This window comes from Alkalibacterium gilvum, from assembly GCF_900109085.1.
GTDB lineage: Bacteria > Bacillota > Bacilli > Lactobacillales > Carnobacteriaceae_A > Alkalibacterium > Alkalibacterium gilvum.
Genome location: NZ_FNYW01000010.1, coordinates 14,740 through 26,676, shown reverse-complemented (window position 1 = coordinate 26,676; position 11,937 = coordinate 14,740). Strand labels below are relative to the sequence as shown.

The 11,937-nt window shown below is 34.7% G+C and carries 14 protein-coding genes, 1 pseudogene and 1 other annotated feature; all 15 genes and pseudogenes read right to left on the bottom strand.

Annotated features, from left to right (window positions below; all coding sequences use genetic code 11):
• Window positions 1–202 precede the first annotated feature (202 nt).
• On the bottom strand, window positions 203–1,642 hold the full coding sequence (locus BMX83_RS04330) for a glycoside hydrolase family 1 protein (RefSeq protein ID WP_091633870.1): 1,440 nt from the start codon (window positions 1,640–1,642) through the stop codon (window positions 203–205).
• 162 nt (window positions 1,643–1,804) lie between these two features.
• Window positions 1,805–3,254: pseudogene (locus tag BMX83_RS04325) on the bottom strand (6-phospho-beta-glucosidase).
• 115 nt (window positions 3,255–3,369) lie between these two features.
• Window positions 3,370–4,722, bottom strand: coding sequence for a PTS cellobiose transporter subunit IIC (gene celB, locus BMX83_RS04320; RefSeq protein ID WP_091633867.1), 1,353 nt, complete (start codon window positions 4,720–4,722; stop codon window positions 3,370–3,372).
• Window positions 4,712–5,212 carry a hypothetical protein gene (locus BMX83_RS04315; protein ID WP_091633865.1) on the bottom strand — a complete coding sequence of 167 codons (501 nt, stop codon included), beginning with the start codon at window positions 5,210–5,212 and terminating at the stop codon, window positions 4,712–4,714. The genes celB and BMX83_RS04315 overlap by 11 nt, the downstream gene beginning before the upstream one ends.
• A gap of 2 nt (window positions 5,213–5,214) precedes the next feature.
• Entirely contained in the window at window positions 5,215–5,538 is a 324-nt protein-coding gene (locus BMX83_RS04310) for a PTS cellobiose transporter subunit IIA (RefSeq protein WP_091633862.1), read from the bottom strand.
• 16 nt (window positions 5,539–5,554) lie between these two features.
• Window positions 5,555–7,276, bottom strand: coding sequence for a BglG family transcription antiterminator (locus BMX83_RS04305; RefSeq protein ID WP_281242036.1), 1,722 nt, complete (start codon window positions 7,274–7,276; stop codon window positions 5,555–5,557).
• Between the two features lie 119 nt (window positions 7,277–7,395).
• Entirely contained in the window at window positions 7,396–7,551 is a 156-nt protein-coding gene (locus tag BMX83_RS04300; RefSeq protein ID WP_091633857.1) for an HTH domain-containing protein, read from the bottom strand.
• Between the two features lie 15 nt (window positions 7,552–7,566).
• Window positions 7,567–7,881 (bottom strand): PTS cellobiose transporter subunit IIB, encoded by a 315-nt coding sequence (locus BMX83_RS04295; protein ID WP_091633854.1) that lies wholly within the window; start codon window positions 7,879–7,881, stop codon window positions 7,567–7,569.
• A 314-nt stretch (window positions 7,882–8,195) separates the two neighbouring features.
• Window positions 8,196–8,561, bottom strand: coding sequence for a 50S ribosomal protein L7/L12 (gene rplL / locus BMX83_RS04290; RefSeq protein WP_091633852.1), 366 nt, complete (start codon window positions 8,559–8,561; stop codon window positions 8,196–8,198).
• A gap of 88 nt (window positions 8,562–8,649) precedes the next feature.
• Complete coding sequence (gene rplJ / locus BMX83_RS04285; RefSeq protein ID WP_091633850.1) at window positions 8,650–9,156, bottom strand: 50S ribosomal protein L10; 507 nt, start codon at window positions 9,154–9,156, stop codon at window positions 8,650–8,652.
• 64 nt (window positions 9,157–9,220) lie between these two features.
• Window positions 9,221–9,352, bottom strand: a sequence feature (ribosomal protein L10 leader region).
• A gap of 106 nt (window positions 9,353–9,458) precedes the next feature.
• Window positions 9,459–10,154: a 50S ribosomal protein L1 gene (gene rplA, locus BMX83_RS04280; RefSeq protein WP_091633846.1), complete on the bottom strand. Its 696-nt coding sequence runs from the start codon at window positions 10,152–10,154 to the stop codon at window positions 9,459–9,461.
• A 150-nt stretch (window positions 10,155–10,304) separates the two neighbouring features.
• On the bottom strand, window positions 10,305–10,730 hold the full coding sequence (gene rplK, locus BMX83_RS04275; RefSeq protein WP_091633843.1) for a 50S ribosomal protein L11: 426 nt from the start codon (window positions 10,728–10,730) through the stop codon (window positions 10,305–10,307).
• A gap of 149 nt (window positions 10,731–10,879) precedes the next feature.
• Window positions 10,880–11,431: a transcription termination/antitermination protein NusG gene (gene nusG / locus BMX83_RS04270; RefSeq protein ID WP_091633840.1), complete on the bottom strand. Its 552-nt coding sequence runs from the start codon at window positions 11,429–11,431 to the stop codon at window positions 10,880–10,882.
• 138 nt (window positions 11,432–11,569) lie between these two features.
• Window positions 11,570–11,746 carry a preprotein translocase subunit SecE gene (gene secE, locus BMX83_RS04265; protein WP_091633837.1) on the bottom strand — a complete coding sequence of 59 codons (177 nt, stop codon included), beginning with the start codon at window positions 11,744–11,746 and terminating at the stop codon, window positions 11,570–11,572.
• A 32-nt stretch (window positions 11,747–11,778) separates the two neighbouring features.
• The gene (gene rpmG / locus BMX83_RS04260) at window positions 11,779–11,931 is read right to left on the bottom strand and encodes a 50S ribosomal protein L33 (protein ID WP_091633835.1); all 153 of its coding nucleotides are present in this window, start codon (window positions 11,929–11,931) and stop codon (window positions 11,779–11,781) included.
• Window positions 11,932–11,937: the final 6 nt, after the last annotated feature.

Here is an 11,937-nt window from a genome sequence, read left to right as displayed (position 1 = left end):
TATCAGATATTCTGTCCAATTCATATATTATAACGAAATTGACACAAAAGTGTAGGAGTACGAGTATGCTTTTTTATGATAAGGATTTTTAGAAAGCTATTTAAGAGGTTTTTTTATAAATAAATACTTCCAAATAAAATTTAACAACAAATAAGAAGAGTCCCTTAAGTTTAAGGGACTCTTCTTATTTGTTTATAGTAATTTATTCCAATACTTCTCCATTTGTTTCAATAACTTTCTTATACCAGAAGTAACTATCTTTTTTATAGCGTTTCAATTCTTTTTTGTCCAATTCATCGCGGTCTACATAAACGAATCCATAACGTTTTTGATAACCATTTAGCCAACTTAAGAGATCAGTATAGCTCCAAGTACAATATCCGATAACATTTACACCATCAGTAATCGTTTCTTGTATTGCTTTTATATGATTTTTCAAATAATCAATTCTGTAAAGATCATGTATAGAACCATCTTCTTCTAAGTCATCGTATGCACCTAAGCCATTCTCAGTAATAAGAATCGGCAGCTGATACCGACTAGCTATACGTCGCATGGCTATTCTTAAACCAGTCGAATCAATATTCCAGTCCCAGTCGGTTTTTTCTACAAATTCATTTTCTACTGATTTATAAAGCCCAGGCACTCCGTTAGCTTCACTGGTTCCTTTCTTGCCAGATGTATTCATTTTACCAGCGCCTACTCCATCCAAGTGGTTGGCTTCAACCGTAATTGTCTGATAGTAGTTAAGACCCATAAAATCTGGTTTACCTGCTTTTAAAAGTTCAGAATCGCCAGGCTCAAATTCAGGTGCAAGACCCTGTGTTTTTAGATATTTCCAAACAACAGATGGATACTCTCCTCGGACATAAATGTCCATCCATAGGTGGGCATTAAATGCTTCATTATTTTCGGCAGCAAGTTGGTTTAGCGGCTGACTATTTAACGCATACGTGGGACCATATGCAAAACTCGGACCAATCTTTCCTTGCATATCTAATTCTCTGAATCGTTTAATAACTGATGCATTCGCTAGATGTGCAATGTGATTGGCAGCATACATACGTTTTTCATCTTTAACATTTGGTGGATGTGCAGCCATACGATATCCTAGTGTGATAAAAATATTCTGCTCATTTAGGCTAACCCAGTAGTTTACTTTATTGTTGTAACGTTTAAACAGAATTTCAGCATAGCGAGTAAAATCTTCAATTACTTGACGGCTTTCCCAGCCCATATATTTATCCTGTAAAGCTTGTGGGATATCCCAATGATAAAGTGTCACGATAGGCTCAATGTCATATTTCAATAATTCATCAATTAAATTATCATAAAACTGAAGTCCTTTTTCGTTAACTTCTCCATCACCATCAGGAATTATACGTGACCAGGCTATTGAAAAACGATAGGCTCTAAGGCCTTGCTCCGCCATTAACTTAACATCTTCTTTATAGCGATGATAATGATCAACAGCTACTTCACCAGTGCTCCCTTTAAAGGTCTTTCCTGGTATTTGAACAAATTTATCCCAGACAGACTTTTTCTTACCATCTTCTTCCATTGCCCCTTCGACTTGATAAGCAGCAGATGCAGATCCCCATAAAAAATCTTTAGGGAACGCATCATAATGTGTATGAAACATTGACTCACTCCTAGACCATATTTTAATATGCTATTCTTTTAATTGCACAGATATACGTATTGTTCTTGCTAAAATTCATCAACAAACTTTAAAAGATATTTATAATCATATCTTAAAAATACTAGGTGTACTCTTTAAAGTGATTACTCCTCGGGTGCTCTTCTATTCATTTAACCCATTTTGAGCAATAACATTTTGATACCATCTAAACGATTTCTTCTTGTAGCGCTCTAAAGTACCATTGCCCTGATTATCTTTATCCACATAGATGAATCCATATCGTTTTTCCATTTCACCTGTTCCAAAACTTACAATATCAATAACTCCCCACGGGGTATAGCCTATCAAATCAACACCATCACTATTAATTGCTTCTTGCATCGCTTTGATATGCTCCTCTAAATATTCAATACGATAGTCATCTTGAATCGAACCATCGTCTTCTATTTCGTCATAAGCTCCCATTCCATTTTCAACTATGAATAAGGGCTTATTATAGCGCTGATGCAGCATATTCAGAGTATACCTTAAGCCATCAGGATCAATTTGCCAACCCCAGTCATTGGCTCTGAGATATGGATTTTTTACTATTTTAGCTTTAGGAAAATCCCTGACGGACTCCCCTTCTACTTCATCCAGTGTTGTAACAGCTACAGACATATAATAGCTAAATCCAATATAGTCAACCGTTCCCTCTTTTAGGACTTCTAATTCCTCTTTAGTATAACTGATACTAAAGTTCTTTTTCTCCCACAAGCTTAGGGCATAATTTGGAATTTCACCTCGAACATGTATATCACTAAAGAAGAAACGTCTTTCCATTACTTTCTTTGCTGCCAGACTATCTTTAGGATGGGAAGTATATGGGTACACAGGGACCATAGCCATCATACAACCGATTTGAAAATTAGGATTAATTTCCTTTCCTAATTTAACTACTTTTGCACTGGCGATTAGTTCATTAAGGCCTGCCTGAATAGTAACTTCTTCTTTATTATCGCCCTCTTCAAAGATAACCGCGGAATTAGTCCAAACAAGTAAGTCATCAAAGGTATCCATTTGATTATTAATTTCATTGAAAGTCATCCAATACTTCACCTTATTTTTATAGCGGTGCATGACTGTTTCAGCAAAGCGAACAAAGTAGTCTATCAATTGCTTGTTTCTGAAACCTCCATATTTTTTGTATAAAGCATACGGAATTTCAAAATGAGATAATGTAATAACGGGTTCAAGATCATTTTTTAATAATTCATCAAACAGCTCATCATAAAACTTCAAAATCAGCTTCGTTAGGTGATTCGTCGTCTCCATTTGGAAAGATCCTTGCCCAATTTATGGATGTTCTAAAAGCTTTTAACCCTAGCTCTTTGAATAACTTAATATCCTCTTTATAATTACTATAAAAATCAATCGCTTCATGATTAGGATAGTAAAGACCTTCCTCAAGTCCTTCGGTTATTTTACGAGCAACTTTCTGATTCCCAGCAGTTAATACATCCGCTGTTGAGAGTCCTTTACCATCCCTGTTATAAGCTCCTTCTATTTGATGCGCCGCAACGGCACCTCCCCATAAAAATGATTTTGGAAATGTTCCTTTTGAATCAATCATATTCCACACCTCGATTATTAGTTTAGAAAACATCTTTCATGAATAAAAATTTGAAGTCATTAACTATAAAATATATTTTACTCTGTTGTGCAATTCATTCTCCTAAAGTCTATTACTAAGCTATTTCTGCCTGTTCTTGATCCACTAGTTTTTTATCATACACTTTTATGAATGGGTAATATATTAAGAATGCTGATGCTGCTGCGATAATCGCTACAACAGCTGCCATCCAATCTCCACCGGTTCCTATAAATGCGCCCACGCCTACTGGTGAAGGCCATGGCATTAAAGCTATTAGTGGATTAATAATCTCAAATGAAATCGCAAAATATGCAATTGAAGCACTTACCATAGGTGCAAGGAAAAATGGTATTGCTAGAAACGGGTTATAAATAATTGGTAGCCCAAAAATCAATGGCTCATTTATATTGAACAATGCTGGAATCATAGCAGCTTTACCAATAGCCTGCAGTTGTTTTGACTTAGCTAAGAATGCTATAAAGAATGTCATTAATAGTGTCGCCCCAGAACCGCCAAGTGTAACAAATGCATTATTGAACTCACCTGCTAATGGTATGTTAGCCCCTGCAGCATTCGCAGCTAAATTAGCTAACGTAATAGGAGTAATCAAAGCAAATATAATATTCGCACCATGAATCCCCACTAACCAAAGTGCATGTACTATGAAATAAATAACCATCACACCAAGCCAAGTATTTGTCAAATCTGTAACAAAACCAAATGGAACTTGAATTATGCGAAAGATATCAGTATTTAATACAACTAAAATGCCATTCATTACAAGTATGACAAACGCTACGAAGAATGCCGGAATCAGTGCTGTAAAGGCTCTTGATACTCCCGCAGGTACTTCTTCAGGTAATTTAATAATCCATTTTCTTACAACACATAGTTTATAAAGATTTACTGCTATAATAGCCATTACAATGCCTACAAATATCCCAGTCGTTCCTAACCTTTCAAGTCCGTTTCCGCCTACACGCCAGCCACCAACTATATTAAGTTCTTCAGTTAATTCAGTCACTCGATTGACTGCACCATTTTCAAACACAAGTTCTGGGATCGTCATAAAGAAAGCAAACATGGATAGTAGCGCACCATTTAATCCGCTAATATTTACATCATCTTCTTCTGCAATAATTTGAGAATATTCATACCCCAAACTCACATTAAAGTATAGTGCCAGCAATCCCATAGTTGTCGCATTTGCTAGCATGTATAAATCACTGAATTTAAAGAAAGTAGCATTAAAGAAGTTCTCTAAAAAAGGAAATGTTAGTGGTAATACATTAAATACCAAGAACATTGATCCTACTATCGTGAAAGGTATAGTAGCCATTCCTGCCCCCATAATACCTCTTACTACTTTTAATTGAGCTATTTTTCCTAGTGGTCCCATTAAATATTTTTCCATTAATTGAAAAAATTTATTATTTTCATTTTCCATTTAATTCACTCACCTTTAATGATTTTTTGAAATCCATATACGTTTTATACCCTTTATCTCTATCATTTTCTAAAGCAGTTATTTTACGTAAACCAAATAGACCAATAACTATTCCTAAACCTAATATGCTACTCATACCTAAAATACCGTATGAATTTATATTTAAAAATGGAAACATCACACTAAATATTTGTGACTGAAACGTAGATGTTATGAGCAATAGATTTAGAATTAACTGCACAATATAATATACTTTTGTATTTTTTAATTCTATTGTTTTATTCACATCATAAAGTATTAAAAATTCTTTTATTGGAAATATTGCACCGATTATCATTAATAAGGGAATGACTAATGATATATTTTTAGCAGGTATCATAAATATAAACCAGTTTAAATTAGCAAAGAAAAAGAGTGCTAAGGAATATCGCAAAAATATAAAACGATTAAATCTCATATTTTTTATAGCCGTTTTCTTTCTTATATCCACTATTAGTTCACCTTCTCAATTTTTTTATACATCATGAGCATCTCTAATGCGACCTCTCTTAAAGTCATTGTTGTCATTAAGTGATCTTGAGCATGTACCATAATAACTTCCATATTAATTTTTGAACCGCCAGCATAATTATGAAGTAACTCCGTTTGTATATTATGTGCTTTAATCAAACTTTCATTTGCTTCTTCTAATTTATCTTCAGCTTCTACAAATCGATAGTCACGCATCGCTTTAAAACCTTCGTGCACTAATGTTCTAGCATCTCCACTATTTAAAATTATATTAAAGGCAACTTCTTGTATTTCCTCTGACTCCACTTTCAAAACCCCTTCTCTATGTTAGTAATTTAACTAGTTTCTTTTTAAATTCTTTAAAATCTTTAACAGATACCAACTCATTAAGGTACTCATCATTCTCAATAATTGGAAGTATGCTCTTGCTGACTTCATCAAGCTCATTATTTCCAAGCCTGTCGGGTAGAATGAGTAGCGTCAACTTAACCTCTTTACTTGCATCATCCCAACTAATTCCTTTAGGCGTTATTATTACCCCTACCCTAGGTATATCCCCGACACCTTCAAGGGGATGAGGTACAGCAACATACTCAGAGAACACAACGGTACTAAAATTTTCTCTTAACTTTAGTTGATTAATCAAAAAACTCTTAGAAACACTTGAATCTAATTGAATACTCTTCTCAACCAGAATATCTAATGCTTCATTTTTACTATTAATGGTATTTGAAATATAAAATAAATCAGGACTAAAATATTTCTTTATTAAGTAATCTAATCGATTATTTTCATCCGACACCTTAATATTCTGTGATAGAACGGGTACTGTACGGCTAGCAAATGATTCATTAATTAATTTTATATCAGCTTCATTTAGTAAAACACTGACATTAACAACAGGTATATTGAATACAACATTTGATAAATCTATGGATGAAACGATTAGATCTATGCCCTCTAAAACTTCATCACAAATTTCATAATAGCTAATTACCTTAACAATATTAAGTTTAGTTCCTAGCTCATGTTCTAAACGCACTTTAAGCATTTGCGAACTCCCTAAACCGGTTGCACATATGACTAACGTATTTTTCTTTTCCCTCGATGTTGTTCTCTCTAGTGCAGCAATTATATGAAGAGATAGATAAGCCCACTCATCTTCGGAAACATCATAATCCTTTAATAGTGACATTTGAGAAAAGTAATGTTTTGTTAATTCAAGTTCATTATTATAATTAGACTGTATCTCTTTTAAAACTGGATTAGTAAGCTTGTTATTATTTCTAAGTCTCTCCAAAAACGGTGAAAAGTGATCCAGCAATCCATTTATCAGAACACTATCATCCATTAAAGATATCCCTGTATCTCTTTTTACCATTTCAAGAACAAATTTAATTTCTTTCTGTATAAATTCTGTTCTCTTATCAACATTTATAAATGAACTTTTGGAACTTTTATTTTTCAAGTGAAGAGCAATATTTTTTATTTCTTCATGCGGTAGTTCTATATCTGAACTCTTTCTCAAACGAATAACAATTCGCTCAGCAGTAGTATATTCAGTTTTATATTTATGAAAGTCAAATTCCTGATTAAAATTTATCTGATACCCTTCTTTTATTCTTTGTAAGGCTAAGGAGATATGTGTGACAATATTTAGCATCACTGTATCATTTAATTTTAATTTAGCATTCCTACATTCATCTAGGACAATCAGAAGAATTTCTTCTGGGCTAATGGTTGTTAATAATGTTGATATCTCTCCTAGACTCTTTAGATTATTTTGTAGACGCTCCAAAAAAAAGTAATTCATTATAAAATGCCGTTTATTTTGTTCCCTACCTTCTATTGATGCCCCTTTCTTTTTACTATTTTTTAGAGATAATTCATATCGACCTAGCTTTTTATTAATATTTTGAATATCATTGATTAGTGTTGATTGTGAAATAGCTAAATCCCTTTGAATATCATCTAAAAATAACATTTCATTTTCAAGACAGATTTTTTTCAATATATAGTATTGGCGATCTGATGAACTTTCTATATAATTAATACTTTTCTTTTCTCTAGATTCTCTTTTTCTTGTTTGATAGAAATACTTAAAAGTTTCTTCATTTTGAATATCTAATTTAAAACCATGTCCTGGGACCGATCTAATTTGAACTATTTTTTATCCAATGTTTGATTTAACTGTTTAATATATTTTCGTGCCGTTTTTTCAGTGACCTTGAGTTCTTTCGCAATATCTTTGCTTGTTAAATAAATATCTTGATTTTTGTAGAATTGGTCTATGATCATAATCTCTTTTTGATTTAGCACAATTATCGAATCCTTTTAGATATTATCTTCTATTAACTTAGCCATTTTTTCAATACCCATCGTAATTGGAACGTAAGCTTGAGGCGGAATATTAACAATAGGCTTGCCTTTTTTGTTTGCAGCCTTTTCAAGGCTACTAAAATACATTCTAGTTTGTGGACTAACTAAATATAAATCAAACTCATCTTTTTCAATCATTTTAGTCCCTTGTGACTGGCTCGTTGCATCTAACTCAATATTTTCCCCTTTTTCCTTAAGATAGTCTGTTGTTTTTTTTGCAATAAGAGATGATGACATTCCACCTGCACAAATTATTAATGCTTTTTTCATTGTTTTTTCCTCCTTATGTTTTCTAAACTAAATATAATATAAAACGGTTACAAAATATAGATAAGGATTTTACGTTACGCAACGGTCATTTCTTATCTGTTGAGGATCTCAATATCAATCTACTACCTTTATTAATAGGTCTTCCTTCTATAAAAGTAATTTTTCACTTTTAAATTTATCATGCTTGCTACATTCATATTCCATACTTTTATACCAGCTGATTTTAGGCTATGGTTAATAGTGTAAAAAAACAAAAAACCCCTTCACCATAAAGAGTATCTTTACAGCGAAGGGGTTTTTATAGTTAAATTAAATTATTTAACTTCTACAGAAGCGCCTGCTTCTTCTAATTTACTTTGTAATTCTTCTGCTTCTTCTTTAGAAACATTTTCTTTAACGGGTGCTGGTGCGCCGTCTACTAATGCTTTAGCTTCTTTCAAGCCAAGACCTGTAGCTTCACGAACTGCTTTGATAACTTTGATTTTTGCTGAACCTGCGCTTGTTAATTCAACAGTAAATTCTGTTTGTTCTGCTTCTGCAGCTGCGCCAGCTCCTGCTGCTGCTACTGGAGCTGCAGCTTCAACGCCGAATTCTTCTTCGATCGCACTTACTAAGTCGTTTAATTCTACGACAGTTGACTCTTTCAAGTCAGCAATGATTTTTTCAATATCTAATGCCATTTTTGTTTTCCTCCATTTGTAATTTAAATTAGTTTAGTTTTAGCTTGCCATACCACTGAATAGCAGTATGTCCGTTGAGTCGACTGCTTTATGCAGCTTCCTCTTCTTTTTTCTCTGCAACAGCTTTGATTGCCAAGGCTGTGTTTCTGACAGGTGCTTGAAGTACAGATAATAGCATAGAAAGGAGTCCGTCTCTGCTTGGTAGTGTAGCAATTTTGTTGATTTGTTCAACGCTTGCCACTTTACCTTCCAATACGCCGCCTTTAATTTCTAAAGCTTCTGCATCTTTAGCAAATTCTGCAATGATTTTTGCAGGTGCTACGACTTCTTCGTTACTGAATGCGACAGCAGTAGGTCCTTTGAAGACATCTACTAAATCGTTTAATTCAGCTGCTTGTGCGGCACGACGAAGCATAGTGTTTTTCAATACACGCATTTCAACGCCTGCATCACGTAATTGTTTACGTAATTCAGTTGCTTGATCCACTGTTAAACCACGGTAATCCACGACTACAACAGCTTCTGCGTCTTGAAATTTTTTCGTAATATCATTGACGATTTCTTCTTTTTTTGCAATGACATTTGCTTTACTCATTGATGTTTCACCTCCTGATCGATTGAAATGAGGATTTCATTTTATGTTTTATATTCAATAGAATTTACTCCATAAAAAAACCCCATGTCACCGTAGACATAGAGGGATCATAGTTGATTAATGTAATCACATGTGTCCTCGGTATGGTATTAAGGCCTAAGCCACATACTGTCTTCGGTATTATCCGGTAATAGTAAGCTATTACCATCATTCATCAATGCATATTTAATTTAAGTTATTTCCTTAACCTGCATAAGTATAGCAAGCCATAGTTCGCAGGTCAAGAGAAATTTTAACTTTTTTTATTTAATGACTGTTGAAGGGTCTACTTTAACACCAGGGCCAAATGTGCTAGCCACTGCCATGTTTTTAATGTAAACACCTTTAGAACTTGCAGGTTTAGCTTTTACAATAACGTCATGTAATGCAGCTAAGTTTTCTTGAAGCTTTTCAATTTCAAATGATACTTTACCAATTGGCACATGTACATTTGATTGACGGTCAACACGGTAAGTGACTTGACCAGCTTTAATATCGTTAACTGCTTTAGCTACGTCTGGTGTAACTGTTCCTGTTTTAGGGTTAGGCATTAAACCTTTAGGTCCTAAGACACGTCCAAGTTTACCTACTTCAGCCATCATATCAGGTGCAGCAACAACAACGTCAAAATCTAACCAGCCGCCTTGAACTTTCTCTACAAGGTCGCTATCGCCAACAACGTCTGCTCCTGCTTCTTCAGCAGCTTTAGCAGCATCGCCTTTTGCGAAAACAATAACTGTTTGAGATTTACCTGTACCGTGAGGCAATACCATTGCGCCACGCAATTGTTGATCTGCTTGTTTAGGATCGACACCAAGTCTATAAGCTACTTCAACGCTCGCGTCAAAGTTAGCGGAGTCGATTTCTTTAACTAATTCTAATGCTTCAGTTGCATTGTATTTATTTTCTCTGTCTACTTTTTCCAAAGCAGCTAAGAATTTTTTACTCTTTTTCGCCATGTTTTTTTCCTCCTTATTGTGGTGTTAACGGTTTGACCTCCCACTTAATCTCCGCACGCAACCGACTGATTAGTCGATTGTATTATATATATCAATCAAAACTACTTTGATTGACTGGATGCGGAGTCAGCAAGTATTAAGTCTGTCAAATTAACCTTTGACAGTGAATCCCATACTACGTGCTGTACCTTCAACCATGCGCATTGCTGCTTCAACGTCAGCTGCGTTTAGGTCTTCCATTTTTGTTTCAGCAATTTCTCTTACTTGGTCGCTTGTTACAGTTGCCACTTTTTTAGTGTTTGGTTCGCCTGAACCAGACTCAACGCCAGCTGCTTTTTTAAGCAATACTGCTGCAGGTGGAGTTTTAGTGATAAATGTGAATGAACGATCTTCATAAACGGAAATAACTACTGGAATAATCATACCAGCTTGGTCAGCTGTACGAGCGTTAAACTCTTTACAGAATCCCATAATGTTTACCTGAGCTTGTCCTAATGCAGGTCCTACTGGGGGTGCTGGATTAGCTTTCCCTGCAGGTATTTGCAATTTCACGACATTAACTACTTTTTTTGCCACGAGACATACCTCCTTGATTTGTGTCCGTGAGTGGTTAAATGAGGTTTCAATTTTCCTCTCCCACTATGTTTCTACGCCTCTACATAATAGAATGTATACGGCGCACTGATATATACTATCACATTTCGTTTGTTATTGCAATATAAAAATTAGTCAATTTTAGATACTTGACCATAATCCAGCTCTGCACTTGTTTCTCTTCCGAACATTTCGATAGATGCTTTGATTTTTCCTTTTTCTGTTTCAAGGGCAGTCACATTACCTTCCATACCCGCAAACGCGCCTTCATTAATTTGAATACGCTCACCAATTTCAAGGTCCATCTCAACTTTACGTGGATTAATCCCCATACTACGAAGAATTTGGTCCACTTCATCTGGTAGTAATGGCGAAGGCTTACTTCCTGCACCGTGCGATCCAACAAAGCCTGTTACTCCTGGTGTGTTTCTAACGATATACCAGGCTTCATCTGACATAATCATTTCAACTAAAACATAACCTGGGAAGGTTTTTTCTACTTCAGTCTTTGTTTTGCCGTCTTTTTCTGTTGTTTTTTCTTCTTCAGGTATCAAGACCTGCAAGATATTATCTTCCATCTTCATACTCTGTGCGCGTGAATCAAGGTTCTGTTTCACTTTGTTTTCATATCCTGAATAGGTTTGTAGTACGTACCATGCTTGTGAACTTTCTAATTCTTCCATTGTAGACTCCTTTTTAAGTCTTATTTTTGTGTATTAAAAAAACCTTCTTCACATGCAGTGAAAGAGAAGGTTTTCTCTTGGTTCTCGTATTATATTATAGCACGAAGGGCCTTTAATTTCTACTGCTTTCGCATTTTGTCATACTAGAGTCAATAAAAAGGTGATGGCAGAGTCAACGGCATAAAAGAAAACGCCAAAGAATGCCATTACTCCAAATACGGTCAATGTATTTTTTTTCATTGTCTTTTTATTTGGCCAGGTCGTTTCTTTCAGCTCGTGTTTGACTTCGCCTAAAAATGTTTTAACTTTACTCATAAATCGATCCCGCTCCTTTTACTACGTGATTACTATTTTGTTTCACGGTGTAGTGTATGTTTTTTACAATAACGACAATATTTTTTTATTTCAAGTCTTTCTGTACGGACTTTATCACTCACGTCTTTTGTATAATTTCTAGAGCCACAATCAGTACAAGCTAATGCTAATTTTTTCTTCATCATATTTCC